Origin of the sequence: Pseudomonas sp. LTGT-11-2Z (assembly GCF_003691445.1) — a bacterium.
Taxonomy (GTDB): Bacteria; Pseudomonadota; Gammaproteobacteria; order Pseudomonadales; family Pseudomonadaceae; genus Aquipseudomonas; species Aquipseudomonas monteilii.
This window is the reverse complement of sequence record NZ_CP033104.1, coordinates 4795698-4812126: the sequence shown is the minus strand read 5'-3', so window position 1 is coordinate 4812126 and position 16429 is coordinate 4795698. Positions and strand designations below refer to the sequence as shown.

General features: G+C 61.8%; 17 protein-coding genes. 8 read left to right on the top strand and 9 right to left on the bottom strand.

From position 1 onward, the window contains the following. The first annotated feature begins 95 nt into the window (after positions 1-95). Both D8767_RS22705 and pcaQ read left to right on the top strand, forming a co-directional pair. A complete protein-coding gene (locus D8767_RS22705) occupies positions 96-1025 on the top strand; it encodes an AraC family transcriptional regulator (protein ID WP_016715507.1) in 930 nt (309 codons plus the stop codon). Positions 1026-1034: 9 nt separating this feature from the next. Next, entirely contained in the window at positions 1035-1967 is a 933-nt protein-coding gene (gene pcaQ / locus D8767_RS22700) for a pca operon transcription factor PcaQ (protein WP_016715508.1), read from the top strand. A 7-nt stretch (positions 1968-1974) separates the two neighbouring features. Here pcaQ and D8767_RS22695 read toward each other — a convergent pair whose 3' ends face one another. After that, complete coding sequence (locus D8767_RS22695; RefSeq protein WP_063977381.1) at positions 1975-3267, bottom strand: delta-60 repeat domain-containing protein; 1293 nt, start codon at positions 3265-3267, stop codon at positions 1975-1977. Between the two features lie 327 nt (positions 3268-3594). Between D8767_RS22695 and D8767_RS22690 the strand changes: the two genes are divergently transcribed. The 4 genes from D8767_RS22690 (at position 3595) to D8767_RS22675 (ending at position 5897) form a co-directional block, all read left to right on the top strand. After that, the gene (locus D8767_RS22690; RefSeq protein ID WP_016715510.1) at positions 3595-4359 is read left to right on the top strand and encodes an FKBP-type peptidyl-prolyl cis-trans isomerase; all 765 of its coding nucleotides are present in this window, start codon (positions 3595-3597) and stop codon (positions 4357-4359) included. A gap of 288 nt (positions 4360-4647) precedes the next feature. After that, a complete protein-coding gene (locus D8767_RS22685) occupies positions 4648-5088 on the top strand; it encodes a YkvA family protein (protein WP_016715511.1) in 441 nt (146 codons plus the stop codon). A gap of 111 nt (positions 5089-5199) precedes the next feature. Continuing rightward, on the top strand, positions 5200-5532 hold the full coding sequence (locus tag D8767_RS22680) for a helix-turn-helix transcriptional regulator (RefSeq protein WP_016715512.1): 333 nt from the start codon (positions 5200-5202) through the stop codon (positions 5530-5532). Next, the gene (locus tag D8767_RS22675) at positions 5529-5897 is read left to right on the top strand and encodes a hypothetical protein (protein ID WP_016501064.1); all 369 of its coding nucleotides are present in this window, start codon (positions 5529-5531) and stop codon (positions 5895-5897) included. Before D8767_RS22680 ends, D8767_RS22675 begins: the two co-directional genes overlap by 4 nt. On the opposite strand, the gene D8767_RS22670 is transcribed toward D8767_RS22675, so the two are convergent. Then, on the bottom strand, positions 5879-6829 hold the full coding sequence (locus D8767_RS22670; protein ID WP_016715513.1) for an EAL domain-containing protein: 951 nt from the start codon (positions 6827-6829) through the stop codon (positions 5879-5881). The two genes, D8767_RS22675 and D8767_RS22670, sit on opposite strands and share 19 nt — an antisense overlap. A gap of 118 nt (positions 6830-6947) precedes the next feature. After that, on the bottom strand, positions 6948-9029 hold the full coding sequence (locus D8767_RS22665) for a carboxy terminal-processing peptidase (RefSeq protein WP_016715514.1): 2082 nt from the start codon (positions 9027-9029) through the stop codon (positions 6948-6950). Positions 9030-9168: 139 nt separating this feature from the next. Here D8767_RS22665 and D8767_RS22660 point away from each other — a divergent pair, with 139 nt between their 5' ends. Then, entirely contained in the window at positions 9169-10131 is a 963-nt protein-coding gene (locus tag D8767_RS22660) for an NAD(P)H-quinone oxidoreductase (RefSeq protein ID WP_016715515.1), read from the top strand. Between the two features lie 34 nt (positions 10132-10165). Here D8767_RS22660 and D8767_RS22655 read toward each other — a convergent pair whose 3' ends face one another. From D8767_RS22655 to D8767_RS22630, 6 genes are all read right to left on the bottom strand, one after another. Then, entirely contained in the window at positions 10166-10819 is a 654-nt protein-coding gene (locus D8767_RS22655) for an HAD family phosphatase (protein ID WP_016715516.1), read from the bottom strand. A gap of 14 nt (positions 10820-10833) precedes the next feature. After that, positions 10834-11823, bottom strand: coding sequence for an ABC transporter ATP-binding protein (locus D8767_RS22650; RefSeq protein WP_016715517.1), 990 nt, complete (start codon positions 11821-11823; stop codon positions 10834-10836). Between the two features lies 1 nt (position 11824). Further along, positions 11825-12619, bottom strand: a complete 795-nt coding sequence (locus D8767_RS22645) for an ABC transporter permease (protein WP_016715518.1) — start codon at positions 12617-12619, stop codon at positions 11825-11827. Next, the gene (locus tag D8767_RS22640) at positions 12609-13439 is read right to left on the bottom strand and encodes an ABC transporter permease subunit (protein ID WP_016715519.1); all 831 of its coding nucleotides are present in this window, start codon (positions 13437-13439) and stop codon (positions 12609-12611) included. The genes D8767_RS22645 and D8767_RS22640 overlap by 11 nt, the downstream gene beginning before the upstream one ends. Next, the gene (locus tag D8767_RS22635; RefSeq protein WP_016715520.1) at positions 13436-14242 is read right to left on the bottom strand and encodes an alkaline phosphatase family protein; all 807 of its coding nucleotides are present in this window, start codon (positions 14240-14242) and stop codon (positions 13436-13438) included. Before D8767_RS22635 ends, D8767_RS22640 begins: the two co-directional genes overlap by 4 nt. An 84-nt stretch (positions 14243-14326) precedes the next feature. After that, positions 14327-15385, bottom strand: a complete 1059-nt coding sequence (locus D8767_RS22630) for an ABC transporter substrate-binding protein (protein ID WP_016715521.1) — start codon at positions 15383-15385, stop codon at positions 14327-14329. 328 nt (positions 15386-15713) lie between these two features. On the opposite strand from D8767_RS22630, the gene D8767_RS22625 reads away from it, so the two are divergent. Next, positions 15714-16427, top strand: a complete 714-nt coding sequence (locus D8767_RS22625) for a UTRA domain-containing protein (RefSeq protein ID WP_016715522.1) — start codon at positions 15714-15716, stop codon at positions 16425-16427. Positions 16428-16429 lie beyond the last annotated feature (2 nt).

Here is a 16429-nt window from a genome sequence, read left to right as displayed (position 1 = left end):
AGCGGGTTGTGACGAAATGCGGTTGCGTCGTTTTTTGTAGTCACGTTTAAATGTGGACGTCGTACAACTGGTTGTTTGCTTAACGGAGTTTGCCCATGCCACCAAAGCGCGAGGTCCCCACCTACGTCATGCAGCAGCGCAGCGAGCTGATGGATTTCCACATTCGCGATCGACGTGGGCGCCCGGCCGAAACCGCGCCGCACCGTCATGAATATTTCCAGGTCCAGATCAACCTGGGGGGAGATACGGTGCAGCACATCGGCAGCGTGCAACGCCCGTTCAAGCGCAACACACTGGCCTTCATCCTGCCGCACCGGGTGCATGTGATCCCGCATCCTGCGGACAGTGATTTCGTGGTGATCAATTTTTCCCAGACCTTCCTGTTGCCACACCTGGATTGCGACCCGATGGATCTGGAAGAAGTCTCGATCCTGCAAGCCCCGGAGCTGTCACCGTTTCGCTTCCAGGAGCACCTGGATTTTTGCCTGGAAGACGCCGATTTCGCCGAGGTGTTGCAGCTGCTTGAGCGCATGCGTGCGCTGGATGCCAACCGCCGCTTTGGCAGCCGTGAGGTGCTCAAGGGCCTGCTGTTGCAACTGATTGGCCAGGTGTGCGGGCTGTATGCTGAACCCTTGCGTATTCTGGCGGATAGCAACGCAGCGCAACTGAGCCGTCGGGCCGCGTTGAATCGCATGAGCGAGTACCTGCGCCGCCACATTGACGACCCGGACCTGAACCTGCAGAAAGTGGCCGCTGCCACGTACCTGTCCCCGACTTACCTGACCCACTGGCTGCGCAAGGAAATTGGCAAGACGTTCAGCGAGTTGGTATTGGAGCGGCGCATGCACACCGCACGTAACTACCTGCTCAATGGCAGTCGGCCGGTGGGTGAAGTGGCGCGCTTGTGCGGGTTTGCCGATGAAGCTTATTTCTCTCGGCGCTTCCGCCAGATTCACGGTTTGCCGCCAGGGCAGTTCCGCCGCCAACAGCGCGACCCGGATACGCCGCAGGTGGCGATGCGTTAAGCTTGCGGCATGAACCTCGACACCCGCATCAAATACCGCCACCTGCTGTGCTTTCTGGAGATTGCCCGGCAGGGCAGCCTGGCCAGGGCTGCCGACGTGCTCGCCATCAGCCAGCCGGCCATTTCCAAAACCCTCAAGGAACTTGAAGACCTGCTGGAAACGCGCCTGTTTGCGCGCAGCCGACAGGGTGTCGAACTGACCCCCGCCGGCACGCGCTTCATGCGTTATGCCGGGCCCAGTGTGCAGGCCCTGCGCGATGGCGTCAGCAGCCTGCGTGGTGAGGCGCGGGCGCCGTCGCAGGTGCGCATTGGCGTGCTGTCGACGGTCGAGGGCCTGCTTATGCCCGAAGTGCTGTGCCGCCTGCACCAGCGCCATGAAGCGCTGGTGATCAGTGTGGTCACCGGGGTCAGCGCGCAGCTGCTTGGCCAACTGCGGCTGGGCGAGCTGGAACTGGTGGTCGGGCGCATGACCGACAGCCCGCAGATCCAGGGCCTGTCGTTCGAGCACCTGTACAGCGAGTCGATGAGCCTGGTGGTACGCCCGGGCCATCCGCTGCTGGCCGGCACACCCGTCGAGCGGGCCCAGGTGGGGCGTTATCCGCTGGTGTTGCCGCCAGCGGGGACCACCATCCGCCAGCATGCCGACAGCCTGTTCGTGCAATGCGGCATCCAGATGCCGGCACAGCGCCTGGAAACCCTATCGCTGGCGTTGAGCCGGCGCTACCTGCTGGGCAGCGATGGGCTGTGGGTCGCGCCACGCGATGCGGTGTTGCTCGACCTGCGCCGTGGCGAGCTGGTCGAGCTAGACCTGGGCGTGCGCGAACCGGGTGGCTCGGTGGGCATTTGTCGCAATGCCGCCTTGCCGCAGAGCCTGCCGGGGCAGTGGGTGTGCGAGGTGCTGCGTGAGGTGGCGGGGCAGTACCGCGACGGTAACTACCCCTGAGTGTCTTTTAACCCAATGCCAAGGCGAGCACTGCAGCAGCCACCTGATTTTGCGCTGTGATATTTACCTCGCCACAAACCAGCAGGCGTTTACTGGCGGGAACGAAGGCGATCGATGAATCGCCATCCATGTAAAAGCCAGGGTTCGGTGCGATAGCGCCAAACGAACCATGCCCCCAAGGCGAAACGAACGTGGTGTCGAGTGTGCCATCGGCCTGGTAGCGGACCGCCCGGTTATGGTTATAGAAGCTGCCTACCCCGACCAGGCGCCCTTCGTGCTCAATCATGTGGTGCCACATCCCGGCGTTGGCGTCGAAGCGTACAGGTGCCCCCTTGTTGAATGCTTGGTCGGGCGCTCCGTTGCTGGTCAACCGGATAATCTCTGGCTGCATGCTTTCATCCGCGAGCATATGCCCTCCGCATAGGGTGACAAGTGACGACACATTGCTGCAAGACAGGCCCCGATAGAGGGTGGCGTTTTCTGATTTGAAATGGCCACCTTCGCCAAAGGAAGTGTCCAGTTGGCCTCTACTGTCTATGGCGCTCAAGATCGAAAACAGGTCGTCGCCTTCGCCTCTCAAACTCAGCAATAGAATGCGATCGCTTCCATCAGCATGCTTTGTAGTGATAAGGCTGATTATGCCGGCACCGTACCCAGGTAATTGCGATTCAAGGTCTAGCACCCCCCCATTACCGAAACTCGGCTTCAGGGCGCCGTCAGCTGACAGGCAGACGAGGACGTTCTTGAATTCGGGCGTGTGGCAAGCAATGACGTAGCCATCAGAGAGTGTGGCGGCGAAGCGAAAATGCAGCCGCTCGGTGGTCAGTTGGTCGCTATCGACAAATCCAGTGCTGGCGAAATTCTTGTCTAGCTCTCCTGTGTTCTTGAATTTCCAGAGCCGTTCGGCGGCGTCGGACACTTCACCCAAGCAAAGCAGGTTGCCCTCGTGATCTTCCATAAGGCTGTAGGGAGTGAACGATTTGTCCTTGTCCACGAGCGATCCAAAGTCGACAGTGAAGCTGTCATCTCGCTTGCCGTCGCTATCCATCAGCCAGACGGCGCTGTTGAACACCTGGGTTTCTTTATTTGATTGAAGTGCGCACGCATAGTAGCGATCTTGTCGAACGTGGCTTTTCAGGATGTCAGTGCACACGCCAGTTGATTTAGTCTCCTGTTCCAGCAGGTAGGCGTAGCCGTCTTTACCGAAGCTCTGGTCTACAGGGGCACCACTAAGTGCTTTCAACGAGTTGCGCTCAGGCGTGGATTGTTGAAGAAGAGATGAAATGGTTGGTCGTGTCATTGGGGTTAACCTCTGGCTGGTCACGATCTGTGACTACCCGCACTATTGAAAGCGCAGGCCCTCATCCGATCTACTGGCATAAATGACAGGTCTCTTGCCCCCGGGAATGGAGGGCAGTGCGACAAAAAATTGCGACAAACCCCAGGCGGTTTCTGCGTCAAGCGTCAATACTGGCCAGTGGCTGCAGTGTCTTGCATGAATAACCCTTTAACTACTGAACTTCCTTACCAAAACCCGCTCCTATGCCGGTAGCCATTGGTCATGGCCGCCTGCTAAGCTCGCGGCTTTACCCTGATTGCCCTTATGGCGCATGAACAAGGAAATAGCATGAAACAGCATCGTTTGGCGGCTGCGGTTGCCCTGGTAGGCTTGGTACTGGCTGGCTGCGACCAACAAGCTAGCAGCCCCGAGCTGAAGACTCCGGCAGAGAAAGCCTCCTACGGTATCGGCCTGAACATGGGCAAGAGCCTGGCTCAGGAAGGCATGGAAGACCTTGATTCGAAAGCAGTTGCACTCGGTATCGAAGACGCCGTTGGCAAGAAAGAACAGCGCATCAAGGATGAAGAGCTGGTAGAAGCCTTCACCGCGCTGCAGAAGCGCGCCGAAGAGCGCCTGGCCAAGGCCAGCGAAGAAGCGGCCTCTGCTGGCAAGAAATTCCTCGAAGAAAACGCCAAGAAACCAGGCGTGGTCACTACCGCCTCGGGCCTGCAGTACGAAGTGGTCAAGAAGGCCGATGGCCCGCAGCCCAAGCCTACTGACGTGGTTACCGTCCACTACGAAGGCAAGCTGATCGATGGCAAGGTGTTCGACAGCTCCGTCGAGCGCGGCAGCCCGATCGACCTGCCAGTCAGCGGCGTGATCCCGGGTTGGGTCGAAGGCCTGCAACTGATGCACGTTGGCGAGAAGTACAAGCTGTTCATCCCGGCTGAACTGGCCTACGGTGCACAAAGCCCAAGCCCGCTGATCCCGGCCAACTCGGTACTGGTGTTCGATCTGGAACTGATCGCCATCAAGGACCCGGCCCAGCTGCAAGGCGCCGAGCCGGAAGCCGAGGCCCCGGCCGAAGCCCCTGCAGAAGCGCCCGCCAAGTAACACTGGCAGGTTCTTGCAAAACGCCCCGTCCTGACGGGGCGTTTTCGTTTACGACGATTGGACGAACCTGTAACTGCTGATACTGTCCGAGGAAATGCAGCTTGTTGCTGTAGGATGTTTCTGGCGCAAATCGTTTGCGGCCAGCTACCCACGTATTGAAACGGCTGTGTAAAAAACGCCCGATCTGACCGGGGCCCTTGCCTGGCAGGCACCCGGGGTCAGAAACGTGGCCCTGTTCACAAGGTTATCCACAATAAATGTGGATAACCTGCTCTGCGTGGAGGCTCCATGAGCGCACCTTGGAATTTCGCCCGTTTCCTGCCCTTGGCCGAGCGCTTGCTCAGCCGTGGCCGGTTGCCGGCCCTGCTGTTCGCCGTGGCTCGCAAAGGCCCGCGCATCGGCCAATTGCGTGAGGACGTGAAACTGCTTCAGTCGCTGTGCCTGGCATGGTGGCGCGGCGAATACCGTGCCATCAGCCCCAAGGCCCTGGTCACCATCGTGGCCGGCCTGCTGTATTTCGTCAGCCCTATCGATGCCATCCCCGACTGGCTGCTGGGCGTGGGCTTGCTCGATGACATTGCAGTGCTGGGCTGGGTACTGAAGACCGTGGCTGATGAACTGGCGCGCTTCCGGGCCTGGCGCGACAGCCAGGCACCCGAGCGGCTGCGTGTGGTCGAGCGCCTGCCCGCAAGCCCCGAAGCGCTGCGCCTGGAGCGCAATACGCAGTGAAAACCGCCTGAACTGCACCTCAACCGGACAGACCCCGGAGTTGGTAATATAATTGGCATAAGGGTTATGCCTACGGATTACATGCTGTAATCCTTTTTAAAGGGGTTTGTAATGGGTATTCAGGTCATCAGCCGGGACGGTCAGCCCGAGTACGCCGTGGTTCCCTGGGAGCAGTACCAGGCGCTGCTCAAGGCTGCAGGGCAGGCACCTGCCGAGGCAGTTGTCAGCGAACAGGCCGCCGCCGTTGCGCCGTTGCCGGCGTTCAGTGAAGTTGCACAGATTCGCCAGGCCAAGGGCATCGCCCCTGAGCAGCTGGCGCGCAATGTCGGGGTAAGCCCGGCCTACCTGGCCATGATCGAATCGGGCGAACGCCAGCCGGATGCAGCCATCCGCCGCGCCTTGGCCTGGCATCTGGGGGTCGCTGGCTGGAGCGAGCCGTCATGAGCCAGGTCAGGATCAGCCGTCAGCACTGGGACAACCTGCTGGGCGAGCTTGACCTGGCCCGCCGTCAACGTCACTTGCTGACCTACCGAGCGCTGATCGAGCGCTTGCAACTGCCCAGCCCGGCCATGCAGACGCTGACCGCCGCGCTGGAATACCTGGCGGTGCTGGATGCCCGTGCCGAGCAGCCGCTGCGCAGTTCGCTGGTGATCAGCCAAGGCGCCAGCCGCTTGCCGCGTACCGGTTTTTTTGAATGTGTCGAACGGCTAGGGCGGTTTGCCGGGCCGGTGGATGGCATGGAGGCGGCGTCGTGGCATGCTTCCGAGGTGGTTCGGGTGTTCGAGTACAGCTACCCCGAAACCGCCTGATTGATTGCCGGCGATAGGGCCAGAACAGGCAAAGAATGTCTGTGGATCAAACCACAAGGCCTGTCATCGGCATCAACCACCTCCAATACATCCAGGTGCTGATGCCGCCCAAACAGCGCCAGCAACTGCCCGATGGTGGCATTCAACCGCACTGTCGGCTGCTCGGCCTGCGGCATACTCGTCAGCACCGGTAGCTCGCGCACCCCCAAGTCCTGCGGCCGCCCCAGCAGGTACCCCTGCACCAGGTCCACCCCCATCTCCCTAAGCACCACCAGTTCCTCTGCCAGCTCGATCCCTTCGGCAATCACCTGCGCCTTCGAGGCCCGGGCAATCTGCAGGATCGAGCCAACGAACTCGCGCTTGAGCGGGTCGCGGTGGATGCCGTCGATGAAGTGCCGGTCGATCTTCACGTACTCAGGGCGCAGCTCCGACCACAGCCGCAGGCTGGAATAGCCCGCCCCCAGGTCGTCGATGGCAATCGAAAAGCCCATGTCGCGGTAGTGGTGCAGGGCATTGGACAAGAGCTGGAAGTCGTCGGTGGGGGTGTGCTCGGTCAGCTCGATCACTACCCTGCTGGGCGGCAGGCCGACCTGCTCCAGCAGTTTCAGGGTCAGGCCGGACGGGTAGTGTGGCTCCAGCAGCGATTCTGGCGAGATGTTGAGAAACAACTTGCCCTGCAATTGCTGCTCGCTGAAGCGACGGCAGGCGCTTTCCCGGCAGACGGCTTCCAGTTCGGTCAGGCGGCCAGCCTGGCGGGCGATGGTAAACAGGTTCAACGGCGCGTGCAGCGGGCTGTTGGACGGACCACGGCTCAGTGCTTCATGGCCGAACACCCGCTGTTCGCTCAGGCACATGATCGGCTGCAACAGGCTGTGAATACTGCGTTGAGCCAGGATGGCACTCAAGGCACTGAGCTGTTCGGCAACGGTCATGACGTATTCCTGAAAATGAAAGGGCCGGGCATCTGCATGCCCGGCCCCCATATTTCACGACAGTGCGATGACTGTTTGATGACAGGTCACATTATTCTGCCATCATCGTTGCAGCGCCTTACTTCTTGGCCACCTTGGTGCTTGCACTGAGGTAGTCGATCAGGATGCGACCGGTTTCCGACAGGTAGGCGTCGTCTTCCGGCTTGGTGTTTTCATCCTCGGTCGGCAGCGCGTCCTCGTCTTCTTTCTTCAGCTCTTTGAGCGGCTCTTCACCCTTGGCCTTGCGGCGGATGTTTTCCAGGGCCAGCTGTTTGGCCTCGATGTCATCGTGGCGCGCACGGCGCTCCTGCTCGTTGAGGCTGACGGTTTTTTCATTCATCAGCTTCTGGGTCAGGGCCAGGCGGTCGCGGATGTAGGTGAACTCGGCATCCTGGTCGCTACGCGCTTCATGCTGCGCCTTGAGCTGGGCCAGGAACGGCTTGAACGGGTCGGCAGCAGGCTTGACCACCGGGCGGATGGTGTCCCATGGCATAGCCTCGGGCAGGGCGCTCTCGCCGATTTCCTTGGTGTCGATGATCGACGGGTAGTCGATGTCCGGCAGCACGCCCTGGTGCTGGGTGCTCTGCCCGGAAACCCGGTAGAACTTGGCCAGGGTCAGCTTCAGCTCGCCATGGTTGAGCGGCTGGATGGTCTGCACGGTGCCTTTGCCGAAGGTCTGGCCGCCGATGATCAGCGCGCGGTGGTAGTCCTGCATGGCACCGGCGAAAATCTCCGAAGCCGAGGCCGACAGGCGGTTCACCAGCAACGCCAGCGGGCCTTTGTAGAAGGCGCCCGGGTTTTCGTCTTCCAGCACGTCGACGCGGCCGTCGCTGTTGCGCACCAGCACAGTCGGGCCTTTTTCGATGAACAGGCTGGTCAGCTCGGTGGCTTCCTGCAGCGAGCCGCCACCGTTGTTGCGCAGGTCGATGACCACGCCGTCGACTTTCTCTTTCTGCAGTTCGGTGAGCAGCTTTTTCACGTCACGCGTGGTGCTCTTGTACTCAGGGTCACCGGCGCGGTAGGCCTTGAAGTCCAGGTAGAAGGCCGGGATCTCGATGATGCCCAGCTTGTAGTCACGCCCGTCCTGCTTCAGCTTGAGCACCGACTTCTTGGCTGCCTGCTCTTCAAGCTTCACCGCTTCACGGGTGATCGACACGATCTTGCTGGTCTGGTCGCTAGGTGCATTGCTGGCTGGGATGATCTCCAGGCGCACCACCGAGCCTTTCGGGCCGCGGATCAGCTTGACCACTTCGTCCAGGCGCCAGCCGACCACGTCGACCATTTCCTTGTTGCCCTGGGCCACGCCGATGATCTTGTCGGCCGGGGCCACCTGCTTGGTCTTGGCTGCCGGGCCTGCCGGTACCAGGCGCACGATCTTGACCTGGTCGTTGTCGCTTTGCAGCACCGCACCGATGCCTTCGAGCGACAGGCTCATGTTGATGTCGAAGTTTTCGGCGTTGTCCGGCGACAGGTAGTTGGTGTGCGGGTCGTAGGACTGGGCGAAGGTGTTGATGTAGGCCTGGAAGATATCCTCGGCACGGGTCTGGTCCAGGCGCGCCAGCTGGTTCTTGTAGCGCTTGGTCAGGGTTTCCTGGATCTGCTTGGGTTCCTTGCCGGCGATCTTCTGGCGCAGCACTTCGTCTTTCACACGTTTGCGCCACAGGTCGTCGAGCTCGGCCTGGTCCTTCATCCACGGTGCGTCCTTGCGGTCGATCAGCAAGGTTTCCTTGGTGGTGAAGTCGATCTTGTCCACGCCTTTATTCAGCTCGGCCAGGGCGAAGTCCAGGCGTTGCTTGACGCGGTCGAGGTAGCGTTTGTAGATCGTGAAGCCCGGGTCCAGGTTACCGCTCTTGAGGAAATCGTCGAATTGCGTTTTCCACTTGTCGAACTCGGCAATGTCGGCGGCGGTGAAGTAGCTGCGCGCCGGGTCCAGCAGCTTGATGTAGCTGTCGTAGATGATGACCGAACGGGCATCGTCCAGCGGTGGCTTGCTGTAGTGGTGGCGCTTGAGCAATTCCACCACGTTGAGGCTGGCGACGATCTCGTCGCGGTCCGGCTGCAGGCTGTCCCATTTGTTGGCGGCCGCCGCATTGCCGCCGAGCGTGAGGCTGCCAAGGCCGATCATGACGGCGAGGGCGGTGCTTGGTAGGAAATGCTTCATGCTGATTCGACGTGGAGGCAATTGATCACGCATAGTAGGCCGTCTTTTCTGTTGCCGGTTCCATGGAGCCGGGCAAATACTGCAAAAAGCCTGAGGTAAGCAACCCCAGGCCCAGTCATGATTCAACTATGGAGGCACTGTGAAGGCATTGCAAGGCGTTGACGGACATGTGGAGTGGGTCGAGGCCGAACGCCCGGCCTGTGACGCGGGCCAAGTGCGCATTCGCGTGGCTGCTGCGGGCCTGAACCGCGCCGATCTGCTGCAGATGAAAGGTTTGTACCCGCCACCGCCAGGTGCCAGCCCGTACATGGGCCTGGAGTGTGCCGGGGTGGTTGAGGAAGTGGGCGCCGGTGCCGACTGGCGCGTGGGCGACCGTGTGTGCGCGCTGTTGGCCAGTGGCGCCATGGCCGAGGAAGTGGTGGTCGATGCGCGTCACGTGCTGCCCGTGCCCGAGGGCCTGAGCCTGCATGAAGCCGCGGCGTTGCCAGAGGTGTATGCCACCGCCTGGTTGAACATCTTCCAGCTCGGTGCCGTGAAGGCTGGCGAGAAAGTGCTGGTGCATGCCGGCGCCAGTGGCGTTGGCTCTGCCGCCATCCAGCTGTGCAAGGCGTTTGGCAGCCCGGTGTGGGTCAGTGTCGGTTCGCAGGACCGCCTGGCTTATTGCGAAGCGCTGGGCGCGACAGGGGGCGTGGTACGTAACGAAAACCTGGATGCACTGGAAGGCTTTGGCCCGTTCGACGTGATTCTCGACCCGGTGGGCGCGAGCTACGGTGAGCTCAACCTCAAGCTGCTGGCCCGCGACGGGCGCTGGGTGATCATCGGGCTGATGGGGGGGCGCAAGTTCGAGCTGGACCTGGCGCTGGTGCTGGGCAAGCGCCTGGAGATTACCGGCTCCACGCTGCGCAACCGCGATGACGGCTTCAAGGCCGAGTTGCTGCGCGAACTGCAACAGCAGGTGTGGCCGCTGTTTGCCGAAGGGCGCCTGTCGCCGCAACTGGTTGATACCTACCCGGTGGAGTTTGCCCAGGCGGCGTATGCGGAGCTTGAGAGCAACCAGGTCTCGGGCAAGTTGGTGATGGTCATAGATCCGAGCATGGCTTGATATTGCCGGGGCTGCAAAGCAGCCCCCATGGCCCTCAAGTCCAGCTCAGAATCGGCCAGAGATTGGTCTGGGCATGCTCCCGCAACACCGCATCCGGGTTCACCACATGCGGATGGTCCACCTTCAGCAGCAATGGCAAATCATTGCGTGAATCGGAATAGAAACTCGCCCCCTCGAGGTTCTCCTGTTCCTGATCCAGCCACTCCAGCAGCCGCGTAATCTTGCCTTCGCGATACGTCAGCACCCCATGGGTCTTGCCGGTATACACCCCGTTCACCGCCTCCAGCTCGATCGCCAGGTATTCGTCCACCCCCAGGCGAGCCGCAATCGGCCCGACCAGGTGCGTACCCGAAGCGGAAATGATCAGGATGCGGTCCCCGCGCTTGCGGTGTTCGGCAATGCAGCGGCAGGCGTCGCCATAGATGATCGGCTCGATCACCTCTTCAACCCACGGCTCAACCAGGTGCTCGACTTCTTCCAGGGTACGCCCGGCCATCGGCTCCAGGCTGAAGGCCATGTAGTCCTCCATCTGCAGGTGGCCCTTGCCGTAGGCTTCCATCAGTTCACGGTCGCGGCGCAGGAAGTCCTTGCCGTCGACCCAGCCCAGCCGGGCCATCTGCTCGCTCCACAGCGATGCGCAGTCGCCGTGGATCAGGGTTTCGTCCAGATCGAAAATTGCCAGTGCCATTGTGTTGAATCTCCTTAGGCCACTTCCCGCAGCGCCGTGGGGTCGATCGACAAGCTTACCCGTTTTCCATCTGCGTGCAGGTCGGCCGGCGAGCGGTTGAGCACGTCGACCACCAGCTCCACGTCGCGCACTTGCACGCGGTAGCGGATCACATTGCCCAGCAAGCTGTGGCTGCGTACCTGGGCGTCCAGTTCGCCGTGTATGCCCAGTGTGATTGACTCCGGGCGGATCGCCAGGCGGCTGGCCACCGGGCGTTGCAGCAGGCGGCTGGCGCTGTCGGCATCGAGCAGGTTGTAGTTGCCGATAAAACCGGCGGCAAACAGGTCCACCGGCGCGGTATAGAGGGTTTCGGCATCACCGCTCTGGACGATGCGCCCCTGGTTCATCAGGAAGATGCGGTCGGACATCGTCAGCGCTTCTTCCTGGTCGTGAGTGACGAAGATGGTGGTCAGCCCCAGCTCGCGCTGGATGGCCCGGATCTGCTCACGCAGGTGCTTGCGAATACGTGCATCCAGTGCCGACAGCGGCTCGTCGAGCAGCAGCAGGCGAGGGCGCGTGACCAACGAACGGGCTAGGGCCACGCGCTGGCATTGGCCGCCAGACAACTGGTGCGGGTAACGCCCGGCAAAGCTGCCCAGCTCCACCAGGTCCAGCGCCTCGCGCACCCGTACCTGGCTTTCGTCGGCCTTGACCTTTTGCATGCGCAGGCCAAAGGCCACGTTCTGCTCCACGGTCATGTTGGGGAACAGCGCATAGCTCTGGAACACCATGCCGATGCCGCGCTTTTGCGGGCTCACGGGCACGATGTCGTGGCCGTCGAGCAGGATCTGCCCGCTGTCCACCGGGGTCAGCCCGGCGATGCAGCGCAGCAAGGTGGACTTGCCGCAACCGGATGGGCCCAGCAGGGTGACGAACTCGCCGCGTTCGATGTGGCAGTCGATGTTCTCGAACACCGGGCTGCCGGCGTAGCTTTTTTGCAGTTTCTGTACGCTGACGAAGCTCATGTCAGGTCTTGTCCTTGTTCAGGCGGTTGGCGACCCAGGTCAGTACCAGCACAAAGGCGAAGTAGGAGATCACCAGCGCGCTGTTGAAATGGCCGCTGCTGTTGCGCATGTTGTTCAGGTACACCTGCAGGGTCTCGTAACGGGTGCCGACCAGCAGGTTGGCGAACACGAACTCGCCAAACAGGAACGAAAACGACAGCAGCAACGCCACCATCAGGCCCTTGCGCAGGTTCGGCAGCACCACCAGCAGCGCGGCCTGCCAGGTGCTGGCGCCCAGCAGTTGGGCAGCGTCCATCAGGTCGCGCAGGTTGATGGCTTGCAGGTTGTTGGTGATGGCCCGGTACATGAACGGCAGGGCGATGGTGAAGTAGCAGCCGATCAGGATCCACGGCGTGCCGACCATGGTCATCGGCCCGCTGCCGTACAGCTGCAGCAGCCCCACCGACGACACTACCGGTGGCACCGCGAAGGGCAGCAGGATGAGAATGTTCATCAGCGCGTCCAGCCTGGGAAAGTGGTAATGCACCACGAACAGCAGCGGCAGAATCAGCACCACCGACAGCAGCAGTGCGCCCACGCACACCAGCAACGACTGGCCGAAAGCGGCCAGGAAGCGTGGCTCGCTCCACAGCGCCGCATACCATTTCAGGGTCAGGCCGCTGGGCAGCAGGCTGGCAGACCAGCTGGTGGCCAGCGAGTAGAGCAGGGTGCCGGCCAGTGGCAGTAGCAGGATCAGGAACAGCAGGTAGACCACGGCGCGGTGGTACCAGCCGCCGGAACGGGCGTCAGCGCGCATGGTAGCTCCTCTTCAACAGCCATTGGTGTACCACCGTGACCAGCGTCATCAGCCCCACCAGCACCATGGCCAGGGCGCTGGCCAGGTTGGGGTCGAGGCTGATGTCACCGGCCACCAGGCCGGCGATACGGATCGGCAGTACGTTGAAATTGCCGGTGGTCAACGCGTACACGGTGGCATAGGCCCCCAGGGCGTTGGCCAGCAGGATGACGAAGGTGCCCAGCAGTGCCGGGGTGAGTACTGGCAGGCCGATGTGCCGCCAGTATTGCCAGTGGCTGGCGCCCAGCAGCGCGGCCGACTCGCGCCAGTCTTCACGCAGGGCGTCGAAGGCGGGGTACAGCAGCAACACACCCAGCGGGATCTGGAAGTAGGTGTACACCAGGATCAGCCCGCTTTTGGAATAGATGCTGAAGTCTTCCAGCAGGCCGACCTGCTTCAGCAGCAGGGTCAGTGCGCCATTGAAACCGAGCAGGATGATGAAGGCGAACGCCAGCGGCACCCCGGCAAAGTTGCTGGTCATGTTGGCGAAGGCGCTGACGAAGTCGCGCAGTTTCGAGTCCACCTGGCGCAGCGAGTAGGCGCCGAGGGTGGCGATGACGATGCCGAACAGGCTCGACCAGAAGCTGATCTCCAGGCTGCGTTGCAGGGCTTGCAGGTAGAACTTCGAGCTGAAGACCTTGCTGAAGTTTTCGACGCCCCAGCCGGCTTCCGATTGCACGCTGTTGATCGCCACCCAGACCAGCGGGGCGACCTGGAAGATGACGAAGAACACGGCGAACGGCAGCAGGCAGAGCAGGGCCAGATAGCGGCCACGGTTCACTTGAGCAACTCCCGGCACACCGTTTTGTCGTGCGCGGCACCCAGCAGTTCACAGATGGTCCCGCACAGCTCGGTCTGCAGCGGCTTGGCCGCCGAGTCCAGGCTGAAGGCGTCGCCAAAGACGAACAGCGGCACTTCGCGCTCTTCGGTCAGCAGCCCATTGTGCGAGCGGTCATTGTTCATGCCGTGGTCGGCGGTGACCAGCACCTGGTAACCCTCTTCCAGCCAGCCTGGCAGGTAGTCGGCCAGCAGGATGTCGGCACTGCGTGCGGCGTTGCGGTACTGGCTGCTGTCCAGGCCGTGGCGGTGGCCGACGTCGTCGATGCTCATCGGGTGCATCAACAGGAAGTTGGGGGCGTGGCGGCGGCGCAGGTACTCACCGTCGGCCAGCAGGTGCGAATCGGGGTAGCGGTCGTCCCAGTAGAACAACCCATGCTGGATCGGCAGTTTCGGCGCGTGGGTGTGGCGGTCGCGCTGCGGGTCGAAGGGTGAGCGGTTATACAGCTCGCTCATCCAGTGATAGGCCGCTGCTGCGGTGCCCAGGTTGGCCTCGCGGGCGTAGTGGAACACACTGCGCTGGTTGGACAGGCGGTTGACGTTGTTGTGCACGATGCCGCTTTCGATGGGGGGCACGCCGGTGAGGATGCACTCGTACAGCGGCCGCGACAGCGACGGCAGTTCGCATTCCACGCGGTACAGCGCGGCGCGGTCGGCCTCGACGTAGGCGTGCAAGTGGCCCATGGCATGGTGGGCGACCTGGTAGTTGAGACCGTCCAGCAGGACCAGGATGACGTTGTGTTGCATGGTGGCTCCAGTCATAAACCGCGTTGGCTTCTTCGCGGATTTACCCGCGAAGAAGCCGGATCAGGCACTACAAAAGCTGGCCTTTTACTCCATCTCGATGATCACTTGCTCCTGCCACATCTGCGGCAGTTTCTTCGAGGTGGCTTCCCAGGCTTCGGCATTCTTGATCGGCTGAGCCGCCTTGTACTGCTCGTTCGGCAGCAACTTGGCCTGCACATCCGCCGGCAGCGTCAGGTGCTCGGCACGGATCGGCCGGGCATGCCCCTTGGCCAGGTTGATCTGCCCGGCATCGCTGAAGATGTATTCACGCGTCAGCTTGGCTGCATTGGGGTGCTTGGCGTACTTGTTGATGATGGTGGTATAGCCGGAGATCACCGTACCGTCCGACGGGATCAGCACTTCGAAACGCTTGGGGTCGATCTGCTCGCGGTAGCTCAGGCCGTTGAAGTCCCACACCACGCCGACCTCGACCTCGCCTTTCTCGATGGTCTGGATGGTCGGGTTGGCCAGCGACAGGCGCTTCTGCTGGGCCAGTTTGGTGAACAGCTGCAGGCCCGGGGCCACGTTGGTTTCGTCGCCCTTGTAAGCAATGGCCGCAGCCAGTACACCGTTGGCGGCTTGTGCGGCGGTGCCGACGTCACCGATGGCCACCTTGTACTTGCCTTTTTCCAGGTCATGCCAGGAGGTTGGGCGTTCGCCTTCCTTCACCAGGTCCTTGTTGATGATGAACGCAATGGTGCCGGTATAGGCCAGCGCCCAGTGGCCGTCCTTGTCTTTGGCCCATTCCGGTACCTGGTCCCAGGTGCTGGGCTTGTACGGCTGGCTGACGCCCTTGGTCACGGCGATGGGGCCGAAGGCGGCACCCACGTCGCCGATGTCGGCGCTGGCGTTGTCCTTCTCGGCTTCGAACTTGGCGATTTCCTGCGCCGAGCTCATGTCGGTGTCGCTGTGCTTGAGGCCGTACTTGCTGGCCAGGTCTTCCCAGGTGCCTTTCCAGTTGGCCCAGGCATCGGGCATGCCCACGCTGTTGACGGTGCCTTCCTTGCGGGCGGCGTCTTCCAGGGCCTTGAGGTCCGCGGCCATGGCCGAGGTGCAGAACGCGATGGCCGAACCGAGCAGTGACGCCATGAACAACTTTTTCATCCGTAGCTCCTTGGGTGGGTGCCTTTTTACGATCGTTGTTATGAGTGAAGCCGTTGCCTGGAACCTTTGGTCTAGGTCAGCAAACCTTGAGCCAAGGTAGGCCGCTTGCGTGACAGTTTGATGTAGGGAAGGGCGCGCTCAGCGTGTCAAAGGCCCTTGGCTCTACAGCGTAGACCATGGTGACCCCCCGGTTTTGCTGGGCTGGCCCGATTCTGGCAACAGCACGGTTGCAGCGTTGTCACGGGATGTTCATCAGCCCTGCCTAGGCTTGCACTATTCTCCAAGTGCCCTGTTCTGGGGCTGGACTAGTCCAGATAGGTAACCTTTGATGCAGTCGATGCCACCGCGTGCGGTAACAGCCATCTGCCATGCCCTGCAGGAGCAGATTGAGCACGGCCTGCTGGCCCCGGGGGGCAAGCTGCCGGCCGAGCGCAAACTCAGTGAGGTGTTCGACACGACGCGGATCACCCTGCGTGAGGCACTGGCGCAGCTGGAGGCCCAAGGCCTGATCTACCGTGAAGAACGCCGCGGCTGGTTCGTTGCGCCCGAGCGGCTGACCTACGACCTGATCGAACGCAGTCACTTCCATGCCATGGTGCGCGACCAGGGGCGGGTGGCCAGTACCGAGCTGCTGTCGGCGCGCTTGCAGCCAGCCTCGGCGGCCATCTGTGCCCGCTTGCAGCTTCCGGCCTTGTCCAGTGTGGTGCGTATCTGCCGGTTACGGCGGATCGATGGGCGGGCGGTGCTGTATGCCGAGCATTACCTCAACCCCCGTTACTTTCCGGGGATTCTCGAACAGGACCTGGCGCAATCGCTTACCGAGATATATGGGCGAGTGTATGGCATCCGGTACGGGCAGGTGTGCTTCGAGATCCTGCCGACGGCGTTGCCGGTAGAGGCGGCGGGGGCGTTGAAGGTGTCGACGGGCAGCCCGGGGCTGCACATCACCCGCGTCAACAGCGACCAGCATGGGCATCTGATCGACTGTGACCTGGAGTATTGGCGGCATGATGCCATCCGCATTCGTGCCGTGGTGGGGTAGGC